26 protein-coding genes, 1 tRNA gene and 1 pseudogene are annotated in these 25,738 nt (G+C 51.0%); 17 read left to right on the top strand and 11 right to left on the bottom strand.

What is annotated here, in order from left to right:
* Nucleotides 1–31 precede the first annotated feature (31 nt).
* The gene (locus tag BGX14_RS03400) at nucleotides 32–1,072 is read left to right on the top strand and encodes an IS30 family transposase (RefSeq protein WP_095879057.1); all 1,041 of its coding nucleotides are present in this window, start codon (nucleotides 32–34) and stop codon (nucleotides 1,070–1,072) included.
* Here BGX14_RS03400 and BGX14_RS15965 read toward each other — a convergent pair.
* The 5 genes and pseudogenes from BGX14_RS15965 to xseA form a co-directional block, all read right to left on the bottom strand.
* Complete coding sequence (locus tag BGX14_RS15965) at nucleotides 1,040–1,642, bottom strand: hypothetical protein (protein ID WP_233126392.1); 603 nt, start codon at nucleotides 1,640–1,642, stop codon at nucleotides 1,040–1,042. The genes BGX14_RS03400 and BGX14_RS15965 overlap by 33 nt on opposite strands.
* A gap of 151 nt (nucleotides 1,643–1,793) precedes the next feature.
* A pseudogene (locus BGX14_RS16420) lies at nucleotides 1,794–2,480 on the bottom strand (hypothetical protein); the annotation flags it as partial.
* Nucleotides 2,481–2,752: 272 nt separating this feature from the next.
* Nucleotides 2,753–3,244: a DNA-binding protein gene (locus BGX14_RS03390; protein ID WP_073303665.1), complete on the bottom strand. Its 492-nt coding sequence runs from the start codon at nucleotides 3,242–3,244 to the stop codon at nucleotides 2,753–2,755.
* Nucleotides 3,245–3,246: 2 nt separating this feature from the next.
* Nucleotides 3,247–3,519 carry a UPF0175 family protein gene (locus BGX14_RS03385; protein ID WP_073303663.1) on the bottom strand — a complete coding sequence of 91 codons (273 nt, stop codon included), beginning with the start codon at nucleotides 3,517–3,519 and terminating at the stop codon, nucleotides 3,247–3,249.
* 268 nt (nucleotides 3,520–3,787) lie between these two features.
* Nucleotides 3,788–5,080: an exodeoxyribonuclease VII large subunit gene (gene xseA / locus BGX14_RS03375; protein ID WP_095879056.1), complete on the bottom strand. Its 1,293-nt coding sequence runs from the start codon at nucleotides 5,078–5,080 to the stop codon at nucleotides 3,788–3,790.
* Nucleotides 5,081–5,255: 175 nt separating this feature from the next.
* Between xseA and BGX14_RS03370 the strand changes: the two genes are divergently transcribed.
* From BGX14_RS03370 to BGX14_RS03320, 11 genes are all read left to right on the top strand, one after another.
* The gene (locus BGX14_RS03370) at nucleotides 5,256–5,882 is read left to right on the top strand and encodes a fibrobacter succinogenes major paralogous domain-containing protein (protein WP_073303658.1); all 627 of its coding nucleotides are present in this window, start codon (nucleotides 5,256–5,258) and stop codon (nucleotides 5,880–5,882) included.
* 13 nt (nucleotides 5,883–5,895) lie between these two features.
* Nucleotides 5,896–6,978 carry a fibrobacter succinogenes major paralogous domain-containing protein gene (locus BGX14_RS03365; RefSeq protein WP_233126388.1) on the top strand — a complete coding sequence of 361 codons (1,083 nt, stop codon included), beginning with the start codon at nucleotides 5,896–5,898 and terminating at the stop codon, nucleotides 6,976–6,978.
* Between the two features lie 1,045 nt (nucleotides 6,979–8,023).
* Nucleotides 8,024–9,097, top strand: a complete 1,074-nt coding sequence (locus BGX14_RS03360) for a PD-(D/E)XK nuclease family transposase (protein WP_095879053.1) — start codon at nucleotides 8,024–8,026, stop codon at nucleotides 9,095–9,097.
* A 53-nt stretch (nucleotides 9,098–9,150) separates the two neighbouring features.
* Entirely contained in the window at nucleotides 9,151–9,555 is a 405-nt protein-coding gene (locus BGX14_RS03355) for a hypothetical protein (protein WP_095879052.1), read from the top strand.
* A 53-nt stretch (nucleotides 9,556–9,608) separates the two neighbouring features.
* A complete protein-coding gene (locus tag BGX14_RS03350; protein ID WP_095879051.1) occupies nucleotides 9,609–10,037 on the top strand; it encodes a hypothetical protein in 429 nt (142 codons plus the stop codon).
* A gap of 282 nt (nucleotides 10,038–10,319) precedes the next feature.
* On the top strand, nucleotides 10,320–10,709 hold the full coding sequence (locus tag BGX14_RS15200; RefSeq protein ID WP_143394109.1) for a hypothetical protein: 390 nt from the start codon (nucleotides 10,320–10,322) through the stop codon (nucleotides 10,707–10,709).
* On the top strand, nucleotides 10,706–11,698 hold the full coding sequence (locus BGX14_RS03340; RefSeq protein ID WP_233126387.1) for an OmpA family protein: 993 nt from the start codon (nucleotides 10,706–10,708) through the stop codon (nucleotides 11,696–11,698). Before BGX14_RS15200 ends, BGX14_RS03340 begins: the two co-directional genes overlap by 4 nt.
* Nucleotides 11,695–11,895 (top strand): type II toxin-antitoxin system Phd/YefM family antitoxin, encoded by a 201-nt coding sequence (locus BGX14_RS03335; RefSeq protein ID WP_233126386.1) that lies wholly within the window; start codon nucleotides 11,695–11,697, stop codon nucleotides 11,893–11,895. The genes BGX14_RS03340 and BGX14_RS03335 overlap by 4 nt, the downstream gene beginning before the upstream one ends.
* A gap of 84 nt (nucleotides 11,896–11,979) precedes the next feature.
* Nucleotides 11,980–14,607: an Ig-like domain-containing protein gene (locus BGX14_RS03330; RefSeq protein WP_095879049.1), complete on the top strand. Its 2,628-nt coding sequence runs from the start codon at nucleotides 11,980–11,982 to the stop codon at nucleotides 14,605–14,607.
* Nucleotides 14,608–14,690: 83 nt separating this feature from the next.
* Complete coding sequence (locus tag BGX14_RS15465; RefSeq protein WP_158223215.1) at nucleotides 14,691–14,927, top strand: hypothetical protein; 237 nt, start codon at nucleotides 14,691–14,693, stop codon at nucleotides 14,925–14,927.
* A gap of 167 nt (nucleotides 14,928–15,094) precedes the next feature.
* Entirely contained in the window at nucleotides 15,095–15,907 is an 813-nt protein-coding gene (locus BGX14_RS03320) for a hypothetical protein (protein WP_143394108.1), read from the top strand.
* 109 nt (nucleotides 15,908–16,016) lie between these two features.
* Here the strand turns inward: BGX14_RS03320 and BGX14_RS03315 are convergent, their stop codons facing one another.
* Complete coding sequence (locus BGX14_RS03315) at nucleotides 16,017–17,678, bottom strand: diphosphate--fructose-6-phosphate 1-phosphotransferase (RefSeq protein WP_078776162.1); 1,662 nt, start codon at nucleotides 17,676–17,678, stop codon at nucleotides 16,017–16,019.
* 261 nt (nucleotides 17,679–17,939) lie between these two features.
* On the opposite strand from BGX14_RS03315, the gene BGX14_RS15195 reads away from it, so the two are divergent.
* The 5 genes from BGX14_RS15195 (at nucleotide 17,940) to BGX14_RS03295 (ending at nucleotide 20,619) form a co-directional block, all read left to right on the top strand.
* Complete coding sequence (locus BGX14_RS15195) at nucleotides 17,940–18,221, top strand: hypothetical protein (protein WP_143394107.1); 282 nt, start codon at nucleotides 17,940–17,942, stop codon at nucleotides 18,219–18,221.
* A complete protein-coding gene (locus tag BGX14_RS03310) occupies nucleotides 18,218–18,646 on the top strand; it encodes an FISUMP domain-containing protein (RefSeq protein WP_073303640.1) in 429 nt (142 codons plus the stop codon). The genes BGX14_RS15195 and BGX14_RS03310 overlap by 4 nt, the downstream gene beginning before the upstream one ends.
* A gap of 38 nt (nucleotides 18,647–18,684) precedes the next feature.
* Nucleotides 18,685–19,287, top strand: a complete 603-nt coding sequence (locus tag BGX14_RS03305; protein WP_073303638.1) for a hypothetical protein — start codon at nucleotides 18,685–18,687, stop codon at nucleotides 19,285–19,287.
* 470 nt (nucleotides 19,288–19,757) lie between these two features.
* Entirely contained in the window at nucleotides 19,758–20,468 is a 711-nt protein-coding gene (locus tag BGX14_RS03300; protein ID WP_095879046.1) for a DUF1573 domain-containing protein, read from the top strand.
* Nucleotides 20,469–20,545: 77 nt separating this feature from the next.
* Nucleotides 20,546–20,619 (top strand) — tRNA-Pro (locus BGX14_RS03295).
* Between the two features lie 217 nt (nucleotides 20,620–20,836).
* Here BGX14_RS03295 and BGX14_RS03290 read toward each other — a convergent pair.
* The 5 genes from BGX14_RS03290 to rlmN all read right to left on the bottom strand — a co-directional run bounded on the left by BGX14_RS03290 (nucleotide 20,837) and on the right by rlmN (nucleotide 24,888).
* Entirely contained in the window at nucleotides 20,837–21,238 is a 402-nt protein-coding gene (locus BGX14_RS03290; RefSeq protein ID WP_095879045.1) for a (deoxy)nucleoside triphosphate pyrophosphohydrolase, read from the bottom strand.
* Nucleotides 21,239–21,651: 413 nt separating this feature from the next.
* Nucleotides 21,652–22,617: an N-acetyl-gamma-glutamyl-phosphate reductase gene (gene argC, locus BGX14_RS03285; protein WP_095879044.1), complete on the bottom strand. Its 966-nt coding sequence runs from the start codon at nucleotides 22,615–22,617 to the stop codon at nucleotides 21,652–21,654.
* A 1-nt stretch (nucleotide 22,618) separates the two neighbouring features.
* Nucleotides 22,619–23,119: a YchJ family protein gene (locus BGX14_RS03280; RefSeq protein WP_073303734.1), complete on the bottom strand. Its 501-nt coding sequence runs from the start codon at nucleotides 23,117–23,119 to the stop codon at nucleotides 22,619–22,621.
* Between the two features lie 70 nt (nucleotides 23,120–23,189).
* Nucleotides 23,190–23,813 (bottom strand): methyltransferase, encoded by a 624-nt coding sequence (locus BGX14_RS03275; protein ID WP_078776180.1) that lies wholly within the window; start codon nucleotides 23,811–23,813, stop codon nucleotides 23,190–23,192.
* Complete coding sequence (gene rlmN / locus BGX14_RS03270; protein ID WP_073303629.1) at nucleotides 23,791–24,888, bottom strand: 23S rRNA (adenine(2503)-C(2))-methyltransferase RlmN; 1,098 nt, start codon at nucleotides 24,886–24,888, stop codon at nucleotides 23,791–23,793. Before rlmN ends, BGX14_RS03275 begins: the two co-directional genes overlap by 23 nt.
* Between the last annotated feature and the right edge of the window lie 850 nt (nucleotides 24,889–25,738).

Below are 25,738 nucleotides of genomic sequence, written 5' to 3'. Positions count from 1 at the left end.
TTCTACCTTGCCGATTCTACCAAAAAAGGACATGGCGGTGAGTCTCAACCAAGCACAAAGATACGAAATACGAGCGCTCAATGCGGCAAAGATCCCCCCGAAAAACATAGCCTTGCAGCTGAAGGTCCACAAATCCACAATCTACAGGGAACTAAACAGGGGCGGCGGCCGCCAGCATTACGACCCGGTCAAGTCGCAGGAACGGGCAGACCTCCTTGCCGCGACAAGTCACCTGCATTACGACTACGACGAGGACGACTGGAAAATCGTGGACGGGAAAATCAAGGAAGACTACTCTCCCGAACAGGTGAACGGACGCGCGAAACTCGATGGGATGGGTGTCCCTAGCGTCGCCACGATATACAGGCATGTGAACAAGGACGAGGACCTGAAGAAGCACTTGCGGCACGGCAAGAAACCATACCGTAAGCGCGGGGAGAAGAAGGACAAGAGAGGCCAGATTGTAGGCCGCGTGCCCATCGAGGAACGTCCGGCAATCGTGGACGAGAAATCACGCGTAGGCGACATCGAGATAGACCTGATAAACAGCGCGGACCATGACGCGAACCTGCTCACGATCAACGACAGGATGACGAATTACAGCCTGATAAGGTATCTTCCGACGAAGAACGCGAAAGACCTGAAGAGAACGCTTGTGAGGGCGCTGAAGGACTTTGAGAAAACGTTCGAAGTCAAGATTCTCACAATCACTTCGGACAACGGGAAGGAGTTCGCCTGTCACGCAGAAATAGCGAAAGCTATGAAGGCGGATTACTACTTTGCGAACCCGTACCACTCCTGGGAGCGCGGTGCCAACGAGAACATGAACGGTCTAATACGCCAATATCTTCCCAAGAAGGAGTCGTTCAAGGGAATCTCTCCCCGGAAAGTTCGCTGGATACAGGATAAACTGAACAACAGGCCTCGAAAAAGGCTTGACTTTATGACCCCTTTAGAGTATATTTATACGCAAGTTATAACTACAAACCTAAGTCGCGTTAGCGACGAAAATCCGCCTAATAATAAGGCTAGAGATTGCTTACTTCTTCACGTGTCTATGGTACTCCTGTAAACTACAAACCTCGAATCTTCCGAAGTCGTGCTTGTCCCTTGTGAGCGAAGGCAAGGAAGCCTTGGCTGAATTGCCGTGCGAGAGGCTGGCCTTTGGGGTCTTGTAACATCCTGAATTAAAGGCCAGCCGGTCTTCCAAGCCTTCCACGGTAGAGGTGAGGGCGGCGATGGTCGTGGTGATAGGAATGCCGGACACCACAGCCTTCGAGCGCATCTGGATTTCATCGACCATGGCTTCGGCGCCGTTTTCGGTGGTGTTCACGATCCACTGGACTTCCTTGTCGTGGATGAGGTCCAGCAGGTTCGGGCGGCCACGGGAGATGCGGAACACGGCGCGGGTCTTGATGCCTTCGTTGTAGAGCATGGTGGAGGTGCCGCGGGTGGCGTACAGTTCGTATCCGAGATTCACGAGCTGGCGGATGAGCGGGACGGCCTTCTGCTTGTCTTCGTCCTTGAGCGAGACGAAGATGTTGCCCAGGCTCGGGACCTTGTTGCCCGATGCCAGCTGGCTCTTGAGGTAGGCAAGGCCGCGGTCGCGATCGATACTCATGACTTCGCCGGTGGATTTCATTTCCGGAGAAAGCGTGATGACCACACCCGGGAACTTGACGAATGGGAATACGGCTTCCTTGACGCTCAGGGATAATGACCGTTCGGCTTATGCCTCACTCTCGCCAACACGACTCGTTAATACGAGTCGCTTATGGCTCACAGGGAACGTGGACTTCTTCGGTAAAGCCGATTTGTTCGAGAGTTTCGCCGAGCATGCAGCGGCTGGCGTAACTGGCGAGCGGAACACCGATAGACTTTGGACACAAACGGCACGGTGCGGGAGGCACGCGGGTTCACTTCGATCATGTAGAGTGGTACGCTGCGCGTACAATCTCCTCGCTCGTCAAATGAAAATGCAAGCATTTTCGCTTGACTCGCTTCCTCGTTTTCGCCATCCTTGACAGCGAGCTGCATGTTCATGAGACCCACGACATGGAGTTCCTTAGCGAATTCCTTGGCGAATTCACGGACCTTGTCCTGAATTTGACGCCTTTGGCGTCCGCGGCTGCACTCGGTCATAGAAAAATGCGAGCATTTTTCTGCGACACTCGTTTTGCACGCTTTTCCTTGGAAGGGTCATCGGCGGGATGACGCTCGCGGAGTCGCCGGAGTGGATGCCTGCGGGTTCCACGTGTTCCATGATGGCGCCGATAACGGTGTGCTTGCCATCGCTGATGCAATCCACGTCGAGTTCGGTGGCGTCTTCGAGGAAGCGGTCGATAAGGATCGGCTTGCCTTCGCCAATGGCGGCGGCTTCTTCCACAAACTTGCGGAGGTACTTTTCCTTATAGACGTTTCCCCATGCCGCGGCCGCCGAGAACGAAGCTCGGGCGCACGAGAACGGGGTAGCCGATCTTTTCGACGATGGCGAGGGCTTCGTCCACGTTATGGGCGAAGCTTCTTCTTTTGGGCGTTCCCGCACATATATGTGCGGTCGGGCTATATTCTGGGGGCAATCGGCTGCGCTTACGCTTGCCGCTCACCTCCCAGAACCAAGCCTCGCTACGCGAGTCTTGTCCCTTATATGACCGTTCCGCTATCGCTCCACTTTCGCCAACACGACTCGTCAATACGAGTCGCTTTTGGCTCACAGGGTCACTATCCCTAACGTGGATGCTGGGGGAAAATGCTACTTCAGGTTTTCAATGAAAGAATTCAGAAGAGTTTCGCTGATATGCCTTTTGGAGATCCGAAGAATTTCGGCGCAAGCTAAGGCTTCCTCTTTATTCAGCAAACCGTTCTCGTTAGCGGCAATCAAAATGCCAATCGTGCCGGTAATACGCAGTTTCATCGTCGTGGCTACGTGCCTTGCACGAACTTCGTCAACAATCAAAAGATCACTCTTGTTTTCGTCGGAATAGACGATGGCTTCGCTTTCGCCAAGATCCAAGCCCGTTATACGCATCAGCATGCCGACGGCGTTGTTGTTGCTGACCGAAACCTTTTTGAAAAATTCACAGGATTTCACCTGTTCGGCTTCATCCTGAAAATCCTGGTTTGAAGTCAATTCTTCGTAAACGGCCTCAGGAAGCAGGACCTCGCCAAACAGTTTTCCAAGAATGTCAAGACGGTTGATTTTAAGGAAAGAGATTATCGGAGTTGCATCAGATACGACAATCATTCTTACCTCTTGGAAAGGAGTTCCATGACGTTGGCGGCGTCCTGCTCGGCTTCATCCCAGCTCTGGTCGATATAGGGAATGCCCTCGCTTCCGTAAAGTTCGATGAGTTCCCATTTGGAAATACCCAGAATTTCCGCGGCACGCCCATGGGAAATGGTTTCGTTCTTGATAAACGGATACAACAGCAACGCATTGCGGCGGAGTTCGTCGCTCTTGTTATCGCACACCATAAGGTCTGCAATATCTTCAGGAATGTCCATTGTTACTGTCGGCATAGGAAACCTCCTATTCCCAATATACATTTTTTAGGGCTAAATCGCAAGTTTCCATCTCGTCCTGTCTTGAAATGGGCCTTTTTGAATGGAGCCAAAGGGGGATCTATGGGCGTTCCCGCTTTGTGGTTGGAAGTTTTGGTTTTGTGGGATAGAGCGAGGAGTGTTGTATTGAGAGGGGGCTTTTTCACAAGGCGAACTTGGTGAGCAGTTCTCAGCTCCAACTCCCAACTCATAACTTCCAACTGATTACTAATCACGAACTAAAATTTCATTTGGCGACAACAGAAACGTTTCCGTCGGCAAAGTGCATCAGAATCTCGTCGCCCGATTGGACTTCGGATTTGCTTTTCACAAGGCCCTTTCCGGCAGCCGTCGCATAGGCAAAACCGCGGGCGAGAATCCGTTTCGGGTCGTGGGATTTCACTTTGGTTTCGACGATTTCGAATTTGGCTTTTTGCAGGGCGATGATTTTTTGCGCACCGATTTGCAGGCCTTCCAAATTCCGCTGGATTTTTTCCCGTTCGCGAAAGAAAATCCGTTCGGGTGCTCGCACAAGGGTTTGCGCCAAGGAAAACTGTTTTTGTTTTTCTCCGGCGATCCGCCTTTCAAATAAAACGGAAATGCTCGTTTCCATCTTGGAGAGCCGATTGGTGGAGCGGGAAAGTTTTTGTTGCGCGGCACTGGCGATTTGCAAAATTTTTTCGCGAAGCCGGCGAGAGGCGTCTTCTGCCCTGGCCACTAGGAATTTGGCGCAGTCCGTCGGGGTGATGCAACTGCGATAGGCGACTTTATCGACAAGGCTTTCGTCAATCTGGTGCCCGATTCCCGTGAAAACGGGGACAGGAAAAATGGCGATGGCGCGACAGAGCGCTTCGCTGTCGAAGTAGTTCAGGTCCGTTTTGGAACCGCCGCCGCGGACAATGCAGACCGCATCGAGTTCGGGCATCTGCCGCAATTTGCCGAGGGCTTCGAGAACGGTTGTTTCGGTTTCGTTTCCCTGCATTTTGGCGTAAACCGGAATGATGTCAAAGGCGTAGCCGGAAGAGGCGAGAGTGGTCGTGAAGTCTTTGAACGCTGCCGTTTTTTCGCCGGTAATCAATCCGATTTTATAAGGCAACGCCGCCAGCGGCAGGGATTTGTTTTTGTCCAGCAGGTTTTCTTTTTGCAGACGCTGTAAAATGGCCTGGCGGGTCAGGGTGAGTTCGCCGACGGTAAAGTTCGGGTCGATGTTGGTGACGTGGCATTGGAATTTTCCGGAACCGATGTAAAAGTCCGCTTCGACAAGGAGACTGACTTTCAGTCCTTCCGAAAACTTAAAGGGGATGGGCAGAGCCGAAGTCCGCGCCCGCATCTGGGCAAATTCCCCTGCATACATGTAGAGATCCACTTTGGCAATGGGCTTTACGTCGCCTTCGACAAATTCGGCAAGGCTCAAATAGACCATCCGGCCGCGTTCCGTGACTTGGGTGAGGACGCCGTTTACCCAGACGGGAGGGATTTGGGTCGTCACCAGTTTTTTGACGGCGGAGAGGTATTTGCTGACGGCGAAAGATTTTTCCATGGATTTGTGAAAATAGAAATCTTTCGTTTGGGGGCGGAATGGGCGGAAATGAATCGGTGGCTTTGGCGAAACAGGCGAATGGGGAAGCGGAGAGTGGATGCGGCATTATGGTGAGACAGAGTTTACTATCTTTTGAGCGAAAATGGATAGGAATCGTGGCAAATCAGGAGGCCTGATGAAATGGTATTCTTTTCTTGTTGTCTTCTTGGCGACGGCTCTTGCGTTCGCTGGTTCGGTCAAAAAAGGTTCGTTCACCGACCCTCGCGACGGGAAAACGTACAAGACGGTGAAAATCGGGAAGCAGGTTTGGATGGCGGAGAATTTGAACTACGCCTACTTGCAACCGACAAGTACAGAAGATTCTTCCAGTTTCTGCTACCATAACGAACTGGATTCCTGCGACAAATACGGGCGGCTCTACCTATGGAGCGCTGTGATAGATAGTGCCGGAGTTTTTAGCGATGGCGGCAAGGGCTGCGGTTATGGCGAGACTTGTGTGGAATTGGGAACAGTCCAGGGAGTCTGTCCTATAGGCTGGCATTTGCCTAGCCGTGACGAGTGGAATACGTTGGAGAAGGCTGTTATAGACAAAAAGTTTGCCGGAACAAAGCTCACGCTTGCCAGTGCCCAAAAGAAAGTCGGGAAAATGCTCAAGTCCAAGAGCGGCTGGTACAAGGATGGCAACGGCACGGACGAATTCGGCTTTTCCGTGTTGCCAGCGGGCAGCCGCGGTGGCGATGGCGGTTACAACTACGCCGGCAAGGCCGCCCCCGAATTTCGCCAACCATTTTCAACTTATTAAAGGATATAAAACCATGAAAAAATTAACCATCATTTTTGCGATTGCTGCCGTCGCATTTTTCCTCGCCGCCTGTGGCGACGACAGCAGCTCTTCTGCCAGCGGGAACGATGCCCCTGGAGAAGATTACTTCTTTGCTGTGAAAACTCTCGACGACCTTCCCGCCTGCATGGACAGTCACGAGGGTGACTCGGTTCTGGTCTCCTCGCTGAATGCGATCTATCTCTGCAATGACGGCAAGTGGGAAAATTTAGACATTGACAACTCGCAGGAATCCAGCAGCTCCGCAGCATTATCGTCCTCTTCGGACTCGTTGGAACAGCAGCCGTCTTCTAGCACTGCGGCAAAGGTCTCCTCATCGTCCAGCGTGAAGTTGCCTTCCAGCTCATCGGCAATCGTTTCTTCGTCCAGCGAAAAAGTTTCCAGCTCGTCTGTAACGGAAGTCCAGGAAAAGCCGAACTGGAAATATCTGAATCCAGACATCTCCTACGGGATATTTCAGGACGCTCGCGACGGTCAGTTCTACAAAACTGTGACGATTGGACCCCAAATATGGATGGCGGAAAATTTGAATTATGATTACAATGAAGGAACTGCTAAAAGTTTCTGCTACAACAACGAGCCGGATTCCTGCGCCAAATACGGCAGAATCTACCTGTGGAGCGCGGCGATGGATTCCGCGGGGGTGTTCTCTACAGCCGGCGAGGGCTGCGGTTACGACGTAACGTGCTCTGCAAAGGAACCGGTTCGCGGAATTTGCCCCGAAGGCTGGCATTTGCCCAGCGATGCGGAATGGGAAACTCTGTTCACGGCTGTCGGCGGTGTGGATCTTGCCGGAACAAAGCTCAAGTCCAAGAGCGGCTGGTACAGTGGTAACGGCACTGACGATTACGGCTTTTCCGTTTTGCCAGCGGGCTACCGCGATGGCGATGGCGATTACGGCTACGCCGGCAAGTACGCGAGCTTCTGGAGTTCTACGGAGGACAGCAGCCGCACTGCGTACTACTGGCGCTTCGACTACGGCTACGAGTGCGTGCTCTCGGATTACAGCCTCAAGAACGTCGGGTGTTCCGTACGTTGCCTCAGGGACTCGGACTAGGGGCGGGGTAGGGACCCCGCTCCTAGCTGCGGCCTAGCCGTAGGCAAGGCCGCCCCCGAAAATTAGGGGATATAATCTTTTTCTTAAAGTGAACTTCTTTTTTCAAGGTGAATTTTTCTCGCGGGTCGCGAAATGTTTCTTCTGCGTCCTATCCAGCCCCTGCGGCCTCGCTTTGTTCGGCGATGCGGGCGATAAAATATCATTTGATATCGACCGGAAAACGGCTGGGCGACAAGTTAGCGATTATAAAAAAACTTTTTTTCGCATTTTGGGGCTTCGACTAAATGAAAAAAGCCTGTTTCGATGCAATGTCTGCCTTCGTCAAATGGAGCGCAAGTCATCGTCAGCGGTCCGTCATTGCGAGCAAGGCCCCATGAGCCTTGGAAGCTCTGCTTCCTTTAGGCGAATTGTCCCTTTCAGGGATACTTCAACTATGGAATCGGAGATTCCAAGTTTCAGGGATGCAAAGCCCCATGAGTCTTGGGAACTTGTTCCCTTAGACGAATTGTCCCTTCCAGGGATACTTCAACTACGGAATCGGAGATTCCTAGTTTCAGGGATGCGCAGCCGAAGCAATCTGTGCTGGCACCTCGTCATTGCGAGGAACGTAGCGACGTGGCAATCTTGTCAGCGGGAAAGGATTGCTTCTACACTTCGAGTATAACTCCACTAAGGTAACAAAGTTACCAAGTGTCGTATATCCACATAGAGGATAACTCCACTAAGTCAATAAATTGACAAGTGTCGTATAACCCCTTCGGGGTTCGCAATGACGACTGTAGCCGTTTTCACGTGAAAATGAGCCAAAACCGGTTTGCTTCGGCAAGCTCGGTAACCGTTTGTCGAACTAATCGAAGGGCGGCCCCTGAGCCTGTCGAAGGGCACTCGCGCTAATCACTAATCGCTAACCGCTGCTTTTACAAATTGTTTACAAATTCACCCTTGACAAAGTCGAGGGCTTTCCTATAATCCCTCTCGCGCGCACGAAAGCTCCGCAAGTGGCATCCAAAAATCTGGATGTCTTTTCTTTTTCAAAAGGAGCATTATGTCTGCGCAAAATCCGCAATTCTCGCAATTCCTGCAAAATCCGTCCCTCGACAAAGGCCCCGAAGCCGGGGAAAGCCGCATCCCGCCCATCCTCCGGGGAAAAACCTACCTGGACCCGCTCTATGACCCCGCCTTCCGGGCCTTCTTCTCCGACGAGGCCGCCCTGAAGGACTTTCTCGACGCCCTGCTCCGTCTGCCGCCGGGACGCCGCATCGAACGCCTCACCTTCACCTTCGCCGACCCCGTGGAGTTCCGTATCCCCGGGCCGAAGACGGTGGTCTTCGACATCCACGCCTTCACCGAGGACGGCCGCTTCCTGGACATCGAGATGCAGCGGGCGAAGCACTCCTTCCTCGTGGACCGGATGCTGCTCTACAGCGCGTTCCTCGCCATCAAGGGCAAGCAGGCGATGGAGTCCTCGCCGGAAAGCCTCTCCCTGGAAAGGAGCGAGCGGGATTTCCGCCGCTACGAGATGCCCGAGGCGATTTCCGTCTGGCTCTGCAACTTCCACCCCGTGGAGGGCTTCGAGGGCTACCGGGACGAATGGAGCCTCTACAGCGGGAACGCTCTGGAGCGCGCCTTCTCGGCGGCCATCTCCCCGGACGGGAAAAAGCCCGTTCCCCGGCCCGTAAGCGAAAAATTAAGGTATATTGTAGTGGACCTGCCGAACTTCGTGAAGGAGCGCGGCGAGCTGTCCGGTCCCGAATCCCGGGAGGACCTTTGGCTCTACCTCCTCACCCACGCCGGCGAAAGGGACTGCGTCTGGGATTTTGGCGACCCCCTGGCCAGCGGCGCATTGGAACGTATCCGCGTGGGTTCGGCGCAGGACGAACTGTTGAAGGAGCAGGCGAAGGAAATGGTGACTCAGGACGAAATCGATGTGCGCATCGCCGACGGCGTTCTGCGGGGGCGCGAGGAAGGACGCGCTGAAGGCGTGGCTGAAGGCTCCCTGTCTGCAAAACGGGAAATCGCCACGGCGATGTTGCGGGAAAACTTGCTGACCGAAGCCGAGATTGCCAGACATTTCGGCCTATCCCTTGCGGAAATCGAAGCACTCAAGAGAACGCTCTAGTTTCGGATGGCGGGCTCTGAAGACTGCCAAGCGAAAAATTAAGGTATATTGTAGTGGACCTGCCGAACTTCGTGAAGGAGCGCGGCGAGCTGTCCGGTCCCGAATCCCGAGAGGACCTGTGGCTCTACCTCCTCACCCACGCCGGCGAAAGGGACTGCGTCTGGGATTTTGGCGACCCCCTGGCCAGCGGCGCATTGGAACGTATCCGCGTGGGTTCGGCGCAGGACGAACTGTTGAAGGAGCAGGCGAAGGAAATGGTGACTCAGGACGAAATCGATGTGCGCATCGCCGACGGCGTTCTGCGGGGACGCGAGGAAGGACGCGCTGAAGGCTCTCTGTCTGCAAAACGGGAAATCGCCACGGCGATGCTGCGGGAAAACTTGCTGACCGAAGCCGAGATTGCCAGACATTTCGGCCTATCCCTTGCGGAAATCGAAAGTCTTAAGAGAACGCTCTAGCTTCGGATGGCGGGCTCTGAAGACTGCCAAGCGAAAAATTAAGGTATATTGTAGTGGACCTGCCGAACTTCGTGAAGGAGCGCGGCGAGCTGTCCGGTCCCGAATCCCGGGAGGACCTTTGGCTCTACCTCCTCACCCACGCCGGCGAAAGGGGAAACGTCCGGGACTTCGGCGACCCCCTGGCCAGCGGCGCATTGGAACGTATCCGCGTGGGTTCGGCGCAGGACGAACTGTTGAAGGAGCAGGCGAAGGAAATGGTGACTCAGGACGAAATCGATGTGCGCATCGCCGACGGCGTTCTGCGGGGACGCGAGGAAGGACTTGCTACGGGGTTAGCGACTGGTCGCGCAGAAGGCTCCCTGTCTGCAAAACGGGAAATCGCCACGGCGATGCTGCGAGAAAACTTGCTGACCGAAGCCGAGATTGCCAGACATTTCGGCCTATCCCTTGCGGAAATCGAAAGTCTTAAGAGAACGCTCTAGCTTCGGACCGCGGGCTTTGAACTTGCGGACTTTGAAGAATTCCGGACGAAATTTTTGGGGCTTATGTACAAAATTCCTCTCGAGTTGCTCATAATCGCTCCTCGCAAGTTAGTGGTTAGTTGGAAAATTTGGAGAAATGGCATTCTTGCCGTTTTTTGCTTTTTCTTCCAAGCTACAGGGACGCCGCATCTCCTGCACCTTGCACTGAAGGAACTTGGAACGGAAACTTTTTCTGCGAGCTTTGGGGAATTTGTATTTTTCTATCCACAAAAGGAGTATGCTATGCGGAAAAAAATTTTATGGTGCGGGCTGGCGATGTGCTTCGTCGGCTGTGCGGGGAACAAGGATTTGCTCTCGGCTTCCATTTCGGAAGCGGAAGGAATGGGGCGCGCAGCCAAGACGGAAAAAATCCAGTCGGCGGCGGTGGTGCAGGGCGATAGCGAGTTGGCGATTGCCCGCCAGCTTGCGGAAGAAGGAAAAAGCGATGCCGCGTGGGATGCGGCGGAACGCAGCCGGTTGCATTATCGATTGGCGTTTGCCGAACAGGAAGCGAAGGAAACCGCTTTGGCGGATTCATCTGCGGCGCGGGAATTAAAGGGCGACGAGGAATTGCAAAAATGGTATCAGAGCGTGCTGGAAAATGAAACTCAGGGAAAGGAGGCCGCACAATGAAATGTTTATGGATGACTCTTCCTTTTTTGATCTTGGGGCTGGCGTTTGCGGCGGAGCCCGATTCCGTGCCTTCGCGTTCTTACTTGAAAAAACTGGATTCTTTGGAACGGACTCTCCCGGCGGGTTCCGGGGAAATTCGCTTGACGATTGCCGAAGCCCGTGCTTTGGCGGAATCTGCAGAATCTTTAAGGGCGAAGAATCCGAAAAGTCCGCGTCTTGCGTCAAAGGATTCCGCTTGCCAGCTGTATTGGCAAATCATCGAAAACCAGATGGCTTCGCAGAAAAATCGTTTGGCGATAGAAGAAAAACGGCAAAAGCAAGCGCAGGTGCGTGGCGATATCCGGCGCATCCAGGAAAAAATCGCGGAGGTTCGGGGCGGGCGCGCTCTGGGGCTGGAAGAGGATTTGCAGCGGGAACGCGTGAGGCTCGCCAAGACGAATTCCGCCATGGATTCTGCGATGACGGCTGCCGCAGCCCGGGAAGCGCTTCGGGCCGAAGAAGCCAAAGCTCGTGAAGATTCGCTGAACCGTCTTCTTTTGGAGGAACGCGCCAAGGCGGAAGCCCGACAGAACGAGGCGAAGAACAAGCTGAACGAACTGCAGTCCAAGCTCATCCAGGTCACGGAGGACGCGCGGGGGATTATCCTTTCGATGTCCGACATCCTGTTTGACGTGGATAAGGCGACCCTCAAATCCGATTTGAAGACGAGCCTCGCCCGGGTGGCGGGAATCCTCAGCGTTTATCAGGAACTGCACGTTTCCGTGGAAGGCCACACCGACAATACGGGTTCTGCGGAACACAACCGGAAACTTTCGGAGCAGCGGGCGAAGAACGTGCTCGATTTTTTGGTGGCGCAGGGAATCGACGGTTCCCGCCTGGTTTCCAAAGGTTACGGGATGAGCGTCCCGGTCGCGGATAATTCCACCAAGGAAGGCCGCCAGAAAAATCGCCGGGTGGATTTGGTGATAAAAGACAAGGTGCTGGAATGACGGCGAAAATCGTGTCGGCGATGGAAGCGCGCAAGGGATTTGGCGATTTGCTGAACCAGGTGGCACTGAAAGGCGAAGAAATCGTAATCGAACGGGCCGGAAAACCGCTCGCCAAGCTTTCGCCGGTGAAACCATCCTCTTTGCAAAAATTGGATTTTCGGGACATTTCCCGGTTGCCCGCCGACATTTGGGATTAAGCTGCGGACACATCTCGCCAATAAAACTTGCAAAAAACATCCGATTTGCTATCTTTTTCGGCAATGTTTTGAAAGGAGAAGTCAATGAAAAAAATAATCCTCAGTCTGGCTCTGGCTGTCGGCGCAGTTTTTGCGGCGACGGATGTCGTGTGGAACTCGGAGGGCGACGGCACGAAGGTCCCTGCCTATTGGTATGGCTATACGGATCCGAAGGATGGGTCGCTATCCTCGTGCAATTATTCGGCGGATGAAATTGTCAAGTCGGCGGAGCTTTCGGTTACGGCGGGTTCCAAATCCAATAGCGCGGGATTTGGTTTTGGCTGGCAGCAGAATGCGAGTTATCAGGACGTGGCGATTTCTTTGGCTTCCTACAAGGGCGTGTGCATGACCTATCGGGCGACTGCGCCGTTCCGAGTGGATTTTAAGCAGTCCACGATTACGGATTATAATTATTATGGAGCGGAACTTGTCGCGGCGAAGGGTTACAAAAAATCCTTTATCGCTTTTGCGGATTTGGCGCAAGGCTGGAAATCCAGCACTTCGGTAAGTTGGAATGCGGACAAGCAGCTGGGCGTGCAATTCGCCTATAAAGAGTCTCATGCAAAGGCCTCCGGCATGGGAAGCAACTCAATAGAAATTTCGGAATTTATCCTGGCGGATTCCTGCGTGACGAACCCGCCAGTCCTTTCGACTAAAGGGCTTGCTCTCAAAGATTCCACGCTGAATCTCGACGAGACCGATACGCTGGAACTGGTGCTTGCGGAACTTTTTGAAGACGAGGATGATGACGACCTGACTGTTTCTGTGAAAATTCTGACGGGCGGAGTGCTGACCCTCCTCGATTCCTCAAATGAATTCAGCTTGGCGGACACGCTCCGCTTTTTGCCGAAGGCGAATAGCGATGACTATACCATTCTCTACCTCTCGGCGACGGATGGCCAGTATTCCGTCTCGTTGTCGATGACCGTTCGTTTGCACGATGTCGATAACCCGCCGACAGCAGTGGATGACGTTTACAGCATGAAGGAAGACGAAGTTTTGACCGTTCCGCTGAAAGAAAGCATTTACTTGAACGACTTCAGCATTGACGGAGCGAACTTCGACTTGAATGCGCATACGGAGCCTGCGCACGGCACCCTTGTTTTGGAAGAATCCGGTGCATTCACTTATACTCCGGAAGCCAACTATTGCGGTGAAGATTCCTGGAAGTATTCGTTGAAAGACGCTCGTTCCTCGGTCGGTGTAAGTGCCGAAGCGACGGTGACGATTCAAATCGCTTGCATCAATGATCTTCCGACGATAACCATTCTGGACTCGTCCATTGTGGATCTCTTCAGCAATGCTAAAATCGATGAAGATGCGGAAGAAAAAACGATTTCTTTTGCAAAATCCGCTCTGGAGATTAAAGATGTCGATGGCGACAAGTTGGATGTGGGTGCTTACGGGGATTCCACGGTAGATGCCGAACTGCTTTCGCTGTCTTCCCAGTATGCGGTTTTAATCACTCCGCGTTCCAATCAGAATGGCGAAGCGACGGTGACGATTTATGCGACCGATAAAAAGGATACCGCCAAAATCCTCTTTACTTTGACGGTCAATCCGGTCGCCGATCCGCCGGTGGCTGTGAACGATACCATCTACGGTTATTCCGATTCCTCGCTGGTCGTTTTGGCGAAGAAGGGTGTGCTGGTGAACGATTTCAATCCGGATGGAGAAACGGTTCTTTCGGCTTATCTGAAAACGGATGCGCGGAATGGAACGGTTGAATTGGCGACGGACGGTTCGTTAATCTACACGCCTACGGACGTTTGGATGGCGGATTCTTTCTCGTATTACGTCGTGAATGCCGAAGGAGACACTTCGGAAGTCGCACAGGTCTATGTGAATTTGAATATGCCGAAAGTGCTGGTCGCCCTTGTCGATACGACCGCCCGTGAAGATTTCGCGTCGTCTTTGCGATTCTCCGCCGCTACAGTGAAGTCTTGGTTCAGCTCGGAAAAGAAGCTTTACTTCAGTGCCAAAAGCGATGACGGCAAACTGAATCCGACTTTTTCGGCTGCGGGAATTTTGAACATTTATTCGGTCAAGGATTCCTGTGGCGATGCTTATGTGACGGTTTTTGCTACCGACAGCATTTCGGGAATCGCCTCCATGAAAATTCACGTGGCCTTGGATTCGGTCAATGATAGGCCTCGCGCGGTTCGGGATACGATCGAAGTCCTGGAATTGTCGGGCTTTGTCGTGTCCATTGATTTGGACACCATTTTCTCGGACCCCGAAAACGACCCGCTTTCTTACGAGCTTTTCAAGGTGGGGAACAATGCGCTCTCGGCGGAACTCTCCGGATCGATTCTTACGGTAACGCCCTCAACGGATTCGACGGAACTTTCTCCGCGAGTCTATATCATTCAGGTAAAGGGCTGGGAAACCGACGGCGATTCGACAAAGATTACGGCTTACATCTATCTGGCCATCGGCGGAAAAACGGGAATCGCTCCGCAGATGGCGCAGCCGAAAATTTCTTGGCAGCGGGCGATTCTTTCCCATCGCGGAAAGGCGATGCTTTTCGATTTGAATGGGCATCTTCTGTGGCAGAGTCGGCTTCCTGTTTCGGAATCCGCTGTGCGTCAGGCGGCAACTCGCTCGGCGGGCAGAACGATTCTCCGGGTGAACAGCTCTCAATGGCTGCTTTCTTCGGAAAAGTTGAAATAAGAACCTTTACGGTTTAGCGGCGAGCGAAGGAAAAACCTGTCGTCTCGAATAAGCGGCACCCGTCCTCTTGGATAGAAGGATGGGTGCTTTTTTGTACGATTTTCAAATCGGCGTGCTGGGGGGGCGGACTTTTAGGACGAAACCATTTTCGCTTCTCCAAGCCTTTTGAAGTCTTTCCCAAGGAGCGAGGTAAGCAAGTTGGTGATCAGGGGTTGCAAGCCAAAATCCATTTCTCATGGGCAGGCGTGCATCTCGCGGCCTGCGAGAAAATTCATCTTGCGAAAGCAAATGCTCCATTTGAAAAGAAGTTCTCTCTTTGAAAAGAAAGTTCCCGCATTGAAAAAAATCAAATAGCGGATATTTAATGGAGGATTTATAGATTTCCTTTTCCCAAAAATGGAATTTCCTCTTGCTTCTTGTCGGTTTTTATTTTATATTATATGCAAACATTTGCATATATGCATAAACAAATAAAAAGGGAGGCTTTATGGCGCGTATAGTTTTTGATGATTCCAGATCCATAGCGGATATGTTGCATTCAAAGGAAAATCGGCGGACTTCTTTTGCCGTCTTTAACAAGATGATAGAAGAGGGCGCGTTTTGGGTAAGCGAAACCATAACACAAAACAAGAAAGATTTTCAGGAAATTCAAAAGCTCCAAGCCCAGATAAATAAACGGAAAGCGGATTTGCTCTATGAAAATTTGGATTTGATTTGGAGAAATCGGGAAAAGATAAAAAATACGCCCCGGTATGCGACTATCGATGTCTCCTATGCGGTGGATGGAGGGGGCGCTTATATAGGTCCGCTCCATAAATCGAGTTTGCGTTGGGTCAGCAGTTCCCGTCTGGAAATTTTTTTGAACTTGAAAATGCTTCTTGAAATTTGGGAAAACAACGATAATTTCCGAGAGCCCTGTACATGCGGAGGTTCAGCGTTTGTCCGCTGGATTTCTGGCTCGCCTCTTTCCGGCGTTTGCTATTGGAAGGCCGTTTGTCCGCAATGCCTCTCTACGATTTCGGGTAATGGCGGGAATTTTTTGGCCCGCTATACATGTGTTGTTGGCATCTTGAGTAAAAATTTCGAAGAATTTGCGGAAAAATTTCAGGAGAAATGGAAAAACGCTGAAGAAGAAAATCAACGGGAGCTGAAACAAGCAAATCCGTCTCCGTCGAACTATTTCTCGACAGGCGAAGCTCCTTGCGAAATGGAAACGATGATTCAGGAACTGCGGCAGATGGAAGCGGAAAAAAGAATCGGGGAAAGTCAAACTGCCGACAAAACTGAGAAAGAAAAATAACAGGCGGGGAATCCGTTTCCGTTTGCAGACTTGGCGATTTCGGATGTTGTCTATGCAGAAAAAATGGGACTCCCAAAGGAGTCCCATTTTCTTTCGTAACATCTGTAGATTACTTGATTTTTGCGCCGCGTTCCAGACGAATGGTGTAAGTCATCTGGTCGGCGACTTCGCTCGGACCCCAATACTGGATTGGACCCGGATAGCTGTAGCTTTCGGTCTTCGCCCAGACTTCGCGGTTCTTGGCGAGGAACTTGAACGGAGCGGCGTCGAGTTCGACGAGGGCCTTTTGAATCACCGGCTTGTCTTCGCCGTGACGACGTTCCATGTTCATCATCATGGTGATAGGAATGCCTCCGGCAACCCATTTGTCAGCACCCTTGGTCAGGTCGCGAACAGAGCTCATGTAACCGTTCATCTTGTTGTTGGCGAGAACCGCAGCGGTGTAGCCGAGGCTGTAGCAGTAGTCCGCATCGAAATTCGACGGGGCGGCGCAACGACCTTCATAGCCAAAGAAGTGATTGAGGGCGCTGAACTTGCCCTTGAAGCTCTTGCGGCTCTTGAGTTCCTTCTTCACCATTTCAATGATGAGCTTTTCGGTTTCAATCAAGGAAACCTGGACGTTGCCGTGGCTGTCGCGTTCGAGCATCAACTGCGCTTGCACAAATGCCGGAAGGCTGTTCAGAACTTCGGCAGAGGACTTGGAAACCCACTGGCTGAGTTTTTCCACCTTGGCTGCGGTATCGAGGCCTTCGACTTCGGCTTCGTGATGGGCGAGGGCTTCGGAAAGTTCGGAAATCAGCACGCCGACATCCGGAATAAATTCAAGAAGGCCTTCTGGAATCAAAGCGACACCAAAATTCTTGCCGTCGGCGGCGCGGGCGGCGACAATGTCGGCGACGTATTTGATGACCTGTTTCAGCTTCATCTTTTTCGCCTTCACTTCTTCGGAAATGAGGGTGATGTTCGGATGGGTCTGCAGGGCGGCTTCCAAAGCGATATGGGAAGCGGAACGTCCCATAAGCTTGATGAAGTGCCAGTATTTTTGCGCAGAGTTGGCGTCGCGCATGATGTTGCCGATCAGTTCGGAGTAGGTCTTGACAGCCGTATCGAAGCCGAAAGAGGTTTCGATGTATTCGTTTTTCAAGTCGCCGTCGATGGTTTTCGGGCAACCGCAAACGACGCACTTGGCATTCTGCGACTGGAAATATTCACCGAGAACGGCCGCATTCGTGTTGGAGTCGTCGCCGCCGATGATGACGATAGCGTCGAGCTTTTGCTCGTTGGCGACCTTCAGGCATTTTTGCCACTGTTCTTCGGTTTCCAGCTTGGTTCTTCCCGACTGGATGATATCGAATCCGCCGGTATTGCGGTAGGCGTCCATCACCTTGCCGTCAATAATGATGAACTTGCCGTTTTCGAGTCCGGAAGGTCCGCCGAGGAAACCGAAAAGCTTGCTGCTCTTGTGGATGCTCTTGATGCCGTCGAAAAGGCCCGCGATAACATTGTGTCCACCGGGAGCCTGACCGCCAGAAAGGACAACGCCGACATTGATAGGCTTGGCGTTTCCCGCCGCCTTGCCCGCCTTGAAGGAAACATACGGAGCACCGTAGGTGTTCGGGAAAAGGGCCTTGATTTTTTTCTGGTCGCGGACGGACTCGGTTGCCTTGCCCTTGTTGAGCTTGACGTTGAGAGCTCCTTCGCGAAGGGCTACTGGAAGTTTCGGCTGGTAAGCCTTGCGGGCTTTGCCGAGAACGGACAGATTGTCGGACATGATGTACCTCTGGGTTGATAACAAATTTGCCCCAAATATAGTAAATGGGCTGGCGGTTGCAAAAAGGGAAGCCGCATGGATGTGCAGAGAATCAAATGATTTGCCGTAAAAAGGGAAAAGCTTTGTTGAACAAAATTTCAACGTGGCGTCAAAAGCTAAATTCTTGAAGAGGCTACACAATGACCGAATCGAATGATGGAGAAACTTTGAAATAAAAGCAGAAGTGATAAAAATCCAACTCGATTATTTGCAGGGTCCCATTTGATTTCTGATGTTCAAACAGGAAAACCAATGACAGGGATTGATGTCATTGATAATGATTCTATACTTGTCCCATGGAATCTTGAGTGCAGCGACCTTTTTTCTTCTTGCTATGAGTTTAACACTCATAATATGGCGTGCTGGTTTGATAAGGAATTGGAAAAAAAGAATAGTGCAAGGATGCTTTCTTTGATTGAACAAATTAAAAATCGACTTAATGAAATTAACGATGGCAGTTTTGTTGTAGAAAATTTGAAAACGGAACGGCTAAAAAATCTTTGATTTGCACTTCCGATGCGGGGAATAAATGGGATGCAGAAGCGACAGGGAAATGGAAAATGAATAAGCCCGCGGGATGGCATTTGCCGAAACTTGAAGAATTTGATAAAATGATTAATCTTGTTGGTGGATGGGATAATAGAAAAGAAATTATCTCACTGTTGAGGTCTGACTCTTTATGGGAGAAGGGGTTGCGGAGCTCGGATGAATGTGGATTTTCCATTAAACCTGCGGGGCGATATAGTGGAAAACCTGCTGAGGAGGAATCTTATGGCAAAAGTCTATTTGAAGGAATGAATTTTTATTCATATTTTTGGACGCAAACATTAATGAATCCTTTGGATGTAGAAACAGTAGTGTTTGCTTATAGAGGTCCCGGAATTATTGATCACTACAATAGCATGTCCATCCGCTGCATAAAGGATTAAAGATGAGACGAATAGCCACTCTTCTTCTTTTTGCCGTTGTGATTTCCAATGCATTGACATTGGAACAGGTCAAGGCGGATTTGAAAAAGATCCCCCTTGCGAGCGATTCCGTTGAAATGAATATCAAAACAACGATTTCAACGACTTTGACGCAACCGCAGAGCATCACAATTTACATGGTTCGTAAGGGTCCCTCAAAAATATATTCAGAAATCAAGATGCCTTTAATGAGCCAGCGTAGTGTTGTCAACGGAAATCGCATGAAGGTTGTCGATTTAAATACAGGAAAAAGCCAGGTTCTTCCATACAATGGAGAAGTTTTGGATGCGATGCAGTATACCAATTTCAACCCACTGGATTCTGGATCTTGGCAGACCCCAAAAAGATTCGAAGGAAATATCTATACCATTAAGGGAACTTCAGGAACTTTGTACTACGATGCAAAGAAGAAACGTATTGAAAAGGTTTTTGCGGAGAATGATGGCAAACCGGTAGAAACCCTCTTTACCTACAATGCAGATAATTCTCTCAAATCGATGAAGGTTGTGGTCAGTGCCGATGGTGTAGAGGCTGTTGTACTGACTGAAGTTTTTAGGTTGCGCAACTCTACAAATTTCCCTGATAAACTGTTTGAATTTTAAGTTGCCGTAAAAATTTTCTTGGCGAAGTGTCCCGAGACGAAAAGGGTTTACAGTACCTATGCGCACTTTGACTAATGATACGGCTCTTATACTACGCCAAAAAGCGGGAAACTTATGAAAATGGCAATGATTTCTGGAAATCCTCATAAAAAATTTAGCCTTTGCCATGGCCGACGAATGCAAAAGGTGTTTGGAATCTGGGCACGAAACGTTCCGCTTTGATACGGCTTTCAAGAAGGCGCATACGTGTAGGCTTGTAAATGCAGCCACAATACGGAAGATGGCTGCTTGTTCAAAGACGATATGCGGGGCTTGAATCCGAAGTGTCAGAGGCAAATTTAATTGCCTTTGTAACATCTATTTGCAGTGCTCATGGAAAAGGAAGCGAACTGGATTTTTGAAAGCCGCTCAGTTGCGGGCGCGCTTTTTTCGGACGATTTTTCTACATTCGCTAAAAAACGAGGAAAGCGATGAAAAAGATATTTGCGATTTTGTGTGCCATGGCGGCATTCGTTCTGGCGGACGATGTGCTCCGATTTGTCCCGGACCCTTACGAATTGGGCGAAATTCCGCAAGGGGAATCCCGCCATATAAAGTTCAGCGGTGCCAATGTTTCCGGAAAGACGGTGAATATCGAAACCGTGCTTTGCCAGGGGATCGGCTGCAAAAATTTTAGGTTTCCCAAGTCGGTAAAGCCCCGCGAGCCGGTGAATATCGAGCTGGACTTCTCGACAAAAAATCTGGAAGGCCGATTTGCCAATACCGTCGTCGTCGTGGATGCCGAGGGAAATCCGCATCCGACTGCCTTTCAGGGAACCGCTGTGGCACCTTTCCTGTTCAGCGAGAAAATGTTTGATGCCGGGTATTATTCCGCTGGCGAAAAGCGGGAATGGACTTTTTATGTGTGGTGCACGGATTTGAAAACCCTGCCGGATCTGTCGCTTTCCTCGGAGGCTTCGGAGTTTTCGGCTAAAATCCAGAAAGTGTCCCTGGACGTGTCGAATTTTGATTCCATTCAGGAAAAAGGCAACGTTCCCGGATTGAAAATTACCCTTTCCACTCGCGGGCTTGTCCGGGATCCGAAATCGAAGCAGAAAAGCCTGTCAAAAATCGTGTCGTTTTCCAGCCGGAAGTTTCCTGCGGCAACGCCGGAAGTGCTGATTATCGGCTATTGGAAGTAGATAATTGCGCCCGATTTATAGTTTCCCCTTGCAAAAAAAGCGAAGCGAATGTAAATTTGTCTCGCTTGCAAATGTTGCGGGCTGTAGCTCAGTCTGGTAGAGCGCTTGAATGGGGTTCAAGAGGTCGTTGGTTCGAATCCAATCAGCCCGATAAATTTTCAAATATCGCGACGGGGAATTTGTGCTTGCATCTTTGGTGCAAACGGGATTGCTGTTCAAAAAAATAATGAGGGCGTGCCCCGGCAAAATCAAAAACGAAAAATAATGCCGGGTCGGCGAGCTACGGGCTACCTTCCAGTCGGTGCTTCGCACTGGCGCAAGCGCCACCCTTCGCATGCCTCACGCAAAAAGTTTGAAATGAATGCAAATTAACGATTTGAAGTGGAAAATTGTTTTTCGAGAATGTCGATAACGGAAAGATCTGCCGGAAGCCATTCGACGGAACGGAAGTCTTGAAAGCCCAACCACTTTGCGGATTCATGTTCTAGCAAAGTCGGTTTTCCGCCGATGATTTTACAGAAAAAGCAGTGCATCAACAAATGGAAATTCGGATAATCGTGGTTTACGGAACAAAGGTAATCGCCGACCGAAACGTCAATGGTCAATTCTTCCTTTAGTTCTCGGGCCAGCGCTTGTTCACGGGATTCGCCGGGTTCGATTTTCCCTCCAGGGAATTCCCATGCCCCTTTGAATTCCCCGTAACCACGTTGCGTAGCGAATATCTTGTGGTTGTCTTCGATAATGCCTGCGACGACTTCGATGGATTTCATGAAAACCTTTTGATGAGGTATAGGTATGAGCGCCAAAAATGATAGAAATTTTTGGGAATTATATATGATCTTCCGCCAAATACTCTCAATTAAAAATTTTTTCAAAGTATGGATTTCTTTTTCACAAGGGAAACTCAGTTATCAGTTGTCAGTTTTCACTTCCAATTCCCAACTCCCAACTCCCAACTCCCAACTAATCACTGATCACTAGTCGCTAACCCCTAATCCCTAATCCCTAATCCCTAATCCCTAACCATGGTTCGACAACCGGTTGCTGAGCCTGTCGAAGCACACCAACCAAGCAAATCGGGTGGAGTTTTGTATATAAGTCCCAAAAATCGAGTTTTGACGAAAAAATAAAAACTACCGAGATTTTCTCGGCAGCTTTTGAAAGTTTCACTTGTTGTGCGATTTTAAACGAGTCCGGAGCTTTCGTCGATTCCAAGAGCGATGTTCATATTCTGAATGGCTGCTCCGGATGCACCCTTGCCGAGGTTGTCCAGGATGACGGAAACCTGAATGGACTTTCCTTTGCCGAACACATAGACGTGGGCTTCGTTTGTTTCATTGCATTCCGTCGGGTCAAGCGAACCGGCATCGAGAACGGGCTCTTCTTCGTAGGGAAGGACTTTGACAAATCGGGATCCGTCATAATGCTCGGCGAGAACGTCTTGAATATCCGTTGCTGTGGCACTCTTTGTCAGCGCATTTTGGAAAATCGCCGTGGAAACCGCCATGCCTTTGTAATACGGTCCGACAATCGGATTGAAAAGGGGCGCATTTTCCAATCCGCAAATTTTTTGCATTTCGGGCAGGTGCTTGTGGTGATGCCCCAGAGCATAAGGGCGCGGTGCAAAAAGTCGTGGGGATTCCCCGGGGTGCGATTGCTGTGCACCGTCCGCCTCGTAGGAAGCGATCATTTTTTTGCCGCCGCCGGAATAGCCGGTCAGGCTGTAAGTCGCGAGATCGGCGCTTTTTTGGAGCAAACCCGCAGCGATGAGAGGATACACGCCGAGAATGAATCCCGTTGCATGGCATCCCGGATTCGCAATGCGTGTTCCGCTTTCGATTTGTTTTCGGAAATCCGAGGAAAGTTCCGGAAGGCCGTACGCCCAATCCGGGTTTGTCCGGTGGGCGGTGGAGGCGTCGATGATTTTCGTTTTCGGGTTGGTACAGAGTGCCGCGCTTTCCACGGCGGCAGCATCGGGCAGGCAGAGAAAGGTCACGTCCGAAGAATTGATAAGGCGCGCCCGTTCCGCAGGATCTTTTCGCAATTCCGGCTGGATGCGGAGAATTTCCACGTCTTGGCGTTTGGCTAGGCGTTCGTAAATCTGCAGCCCTGTTGTGCCGGCTTCGCCGTCAACGAAAATTTTGAACATTTTATTTGTCCTTGCCGCAGCACTTTTTGTACTTGAGTCCCGAGCCGCAGGGGCACGGATCGTTTCTGCCGACGTCGGGAGTGGTCTTGTGAATGGTCGAGGGCTTTACCGCGCGTCCATCGTAGAAAAGCCATGCGCCCTTTACTTTGTGGAATTCGGAAAGTTCGTGATGTTCCCGGGCGAGGTTTCCCTGCTTGTATTTGCAGATAAATTCCACCCAGCCGATATTTTTTTCTTCTTCGGTTTTGGTTTGCAGAATCTGGATGCCGAGCCATTGGGAACGCTTGCTCCATTCTTCAACGCTCTTTTCGTCGTAGTCGGTTTGCTGGGAGGGTTCCAGGGAATCTTTGAGCCAGCGGACTTCATGCTTGGCGTATGCGGTGTAGCGGGAGCGCATCAGGGCTTCCGGCGTCGGAGCGAGGATGGTGCCTTTGATTATCGGTTCGCAGCATTCGGAGTATTTTTTTCCGGAACCGCAAGGACAAAGATCTTCTTCTGCCATATTCAAATCCTTCTTGTTTAAAACACAATAAGCCACCCCAGTGCGGGGTGACTTAAAAAATAGAATTATTTTATTCCGCGGCTTTCTTCAGAATCCAAATTTCTTCTTTGCCTTTGCGCGCGGGGATGCTGTCGTTTACCGCAACCCTTTCCACGACATCGAAAATGCCGCCGAGGCGCGCCATCAGTTCGCCTTCGGAAGTCGGATGCGGGGGGCCTTGCAGGGTGTTCCCGTTCAGGAACGGATAGAAGAAAGCGATGACGACGCCGTCGTCCTTGAGCATTTTTTGCCAGACTTCAAAGCATTCGTCGCGACGCCCCGGATGGATGCCCGTGAATGTGCAGTAATCATAGACAATGTCGAATTGCTGCCCGCCTTTTTTGGGATTTTTGGGATTCAGTTCAAAAAGGTCCAGATCCAGCGATTTGAAATTTTCGAGTCTGCGCGAAATGCGGTCGAGTTCATCGACTGCAGTGGGGGCAAAATCTACAGCGAGCACCTCGTGTCCGCGTTTCGCCCAGGCTTCCGCATCGTAACCGAAACCGGCGCCGGGAACAAGAACGCTGCCTGTTTGCGGGCAAAGCGGGTTATTGAAAAAGTCGAGCAGGGCGGGGGTGGCTTTTCCCAAATTCCAGTAATCTTTATGTTCGATGTAAAGATTTTCCCAGAATTCAGGCAGATTCTGTGTCAACATTAGCTACCTTCTGTTGTTTTTTGTATGCGAGCTGTCCGCAGGCGGCGAGGATGTCGCGTCCACGCGGATTTCGTATGGTGATTTGAATTTGGGCGGCACGTACTTTTTCCAGGAAGCGGTCCACTTCTTCTTGCGTCGGCGCTTCTAGATTGGGATCGTCCATCTGGTTGAGGACTATCGCATTGACCTTGCAGCGGCGCGGTGCGCAAATTTTAATCAGTTCTTTGGCGGCTTCGTCTGTGCAGGTGACGCCTTTCATCAAAACAAATTCAAAAGTGACGTAGTTGTCCGTGCGGCGGGTGTATTCGTCGGTCGCTTCCAAAAGCTTTTCAATCGGCCAGACTTTATTTACCGGCATCACGGAACTTCTGCGTTCGTTGTTCGTGCTGTTGAGGCTGACGGCCAGGCAGCAGGGCGTGTTTCTGTCCACGAGTTCCTTGATTTTGGGAACGACTCCGCTGGTGCTGATGGTCATCTTTTTTCGCCCCAGGTTGAAGAGCTTCTGGTTGTGCAGGGTGCAGCACGTCCGGTGCACGTTTTCCAAATTGTTGAGCGGTTCGCCCATTCCCATGAAAATGATATTCGTCACTTGGGCGGGTTTCCCGTCGGCGTCGATTTCCCCGGTCTCTTTCAGGTATTCGTTTACGCGGATGATTTCTTCTAAAATTTCTCCTGCTTCCAGATTCCGGATGAAGCCCATCTTGGCGGTTCTGCAGAATGCGCAGTTTTGGGCGCAGCCTATCTGCGTGGATACGCATACGGAGTAGCGTCCGTTTGTCGGAATGAGGACGGTTTCAATGAATTTTTCGTCGGGGGTTTGGAAGAGCCACTTGACCGTTCCATCGACAGAGATGAGGTGCTGAACTTCGGTCAGGGAGCGGATGGCGAAGGACTGGGCGAGCTTGTCGCGGGTCTGCTGCGGAATGTTTTTCATCTGGTCGTAGCTTGAAACCTGCTGGCAAAAGAGCCAGTTCTCGATTTGATCCGCCCGATAGGCTTTTTCGCAATGAGCGGAAAGCCATTCTTTGAGTTCATCCGCTGTTAAGGATTTGATGTCTTTATACGCGTTCTTCACCGGAATGCAAAGATAGCAAATTTTTGGGGCTTATATACAAAATTCCATCTCGATTTGCCCACATTAGGGATTAGCAACTAGTGATCAGTGATTAGTTGGAAGTTGGAAGTCGGGAGTTGGGAGTTGAGGGTTGAAACTGACAACTGAAAACTAATAACTGATAACCGAGTTCCTCCTTCTCGCTATGGCGCAATACCCAATTCCACCCCACAAAACCAAAACTTCCAACCACAAAGCGTGGCGGGGGATAGGGTGAAGGGAAAAGGGACTGCCCATGAGTCTTAAGAGTTTTACTCTTTTAGACGAATTGTCCCTGGAAGGGAGCCTTTGCAAAAGCGTGCAAGGCGAATGTTGCGCCGCAAGCTTGCTTGCAGGCATTACTGAGCCGCCGCGGACGCAACGCGTCAACTTGGAAGCCCCCTTATCCCTTCCGCCCGCTGCGGCGCTGCATCCCTGAAACTCGGAATCTCCGATTCCGTAGTTGAAGTATCCCTGCAAGGGACAATTCGCCTAAAGGAAGCAGAGCTTCCAAGGCTCATGGGGCTTTGCACAATTCGTCTAGGGAAGCAAGCTTCCAAGACTCATGGGGCGCTGCATCCCTGAAACTCGGAATCTCTGATTCCGTAGTTGAAGTATCCCTGGAAGGGACAATTCGTCTAAGGGAAGCAGAGCTTCCAAGGCTCATGGGGCGCTGCATCCCTGAAACTGGGAATCTCCGATTCCATAGTTGAAGTATCCCTGCAAGGGACAATTCGTCTAGGGAAGCAAGCTTCCAAGACTCATGGGAAAGCGAGCACCTCGCAGTCTGCGAGAAGAAATTCCCCTTGTGAAAAAGAAATCCATGCTTTGA

This window comes from Fibrobacter sp. UWS1 (assembly GCF_002300445.1).
Classification (GTDB): domain Bacteria; phylum Fibrobacterota; class Fibrobacteria; order Fibrobacterales; family Fibrobacteraceae; genus Hallerella; species Hallerella intestinalis.
The sequence above is the reverse complement of the archived record's forward strand: the minus strand, read 5'-3'. Positions and strand labels throughout refer to the sequence as shown.

Bases quoted from the DNA above. Each gene is read 5' to 3' on its own strand.
- BGX14_RS03400 (WP_095879057.1), top strand. From the start codon at position 32: ATGGCGGTGAGTCTCAACCAAGCACAAAGATACGAAATACGAGCGCTC.
- BGX14_RS03335 (WP_233126386.1), top strand. From the start codon at position 11,695: ATGACGGCGAAAATCGTGTCGGCGATGGAAGCGCGCAAGGGATTTGGC.
- BGX14_RS03385 (WP_073303663.1), bottom strand. From the start codon at position 3,519: ATGCCGACAGTAACAATGGACATTCCTGAAGATATTGCAGACCTTATG.
- xseA (WP_095879056.1), bottom strand. From the start codon at position 5,080: ATGGAAAAATCTTTCGCCGTCAGCAAATACCTCTCCGCCGTCAAAAAA.
- BGX14_RS03280 (WP_073303734.1), bottom strand. From the start codon at position 23,119: ATGGCAGAAGAAGATCTTTGTCCTTGCGGTTCCGGAAAAAAATACTCC.
- BGX14_RS03370 (WP_073303658.1), top strand. From the start codon at position 5,256: ATGAAATGGTATTCTTTTCTTGTTGTCTTCTTGGCGACGGCTCTTGCG.
- argC (WP_095879044.1), bottom strand. From the start codon at position 22,617: ATGTTCAAAATTTTCGTTGACGGCGAAGCCGGCACAACAGGGCTGCAG.
- BGX14_RS03365 (WP_233126388.1), top strand. From the start codon at position 5,896: ATGAAAAAATTAACCATCATTTTTGCGATTGCTGCCGTCGCATTTTTC.
- BGX14_RS03320 (WP_143394108.1), top strand. From the start codon at position 15,095: ATGGCGCGTATAGTTTTTGATGATTCCAGATCCATAGCGGATATGTTG.
- BGX14_RS15965 (WP_233126392.1), bottom strand. From the start codon at position 1,642: ATGAAATCCACCGGCGAAGTCATGAGTATCGATCGCGACCGCGGCCTT.
- BGX14_RS03275 (WP_078776180.1), bottom strand. From the start codon at position 23,813: ATGTTGACACAGAATCTGCCTGAATTCTGGGAAAATCTTTACATCGAA.
- BGX14_RS03290 (WP_095879045.1), bottom strand. From the start codon at position 21,238: ATGAAATCCATCGAAGTCGTCGCAGGCATTATCGAAGACAACCACAAG.
- BGX14_RS03330 (WP_095879049.1), top strand. From the start codon at position 11,980: ATGAAAAAAATAATCCTCAGTCTGGCTCTGGCTGTCGGCGCAGTTTTT.
- BGX14_RS03315 (WP_078776162.1), bottom strand. From the start codon at position 17,678: ATGTCCGACAATCTGTCCGTTCTCGGCAAAGCCCGCAAGGCTTACCAG.
- BGX14_RS03340 (WP_233126387.1), top strand. From the start codon at position 10,706: ATGAAATGTTTATGGATGACTCTTCCTTTTTTGATCTTGGGGCTGGCG.
- BGX14_RS15200 (WP_143394109.1), top strand. From the start codon at position 10,320: ATGCGGAAAAAAATTTTATGGTGCGGGCTGGCGATGTGCTTCGTCGGC.
- BGX14_RS03300 (WP_095879046.1), top strand. From the start codon at position 19,758: ATGAAAAAGATATTTGCGATTTTGTGTGCCATGGCGGCATTCGTTCTG.
- BGX14_RS03390 (WP_073303665.1), bottom strand. From the start codon at position 3,244: ATGATTGTCGTATCTGATGCAACTCCGATAATCTCTTTCCTTAAAATC.
- BGX14_RS03360 (WP_095879053.1), top strand. From the start codon at position 8,024: ATGTCTGCGCAAAATCCGCAATTCTCGCAATTCCTGCAAAATCCGTCC.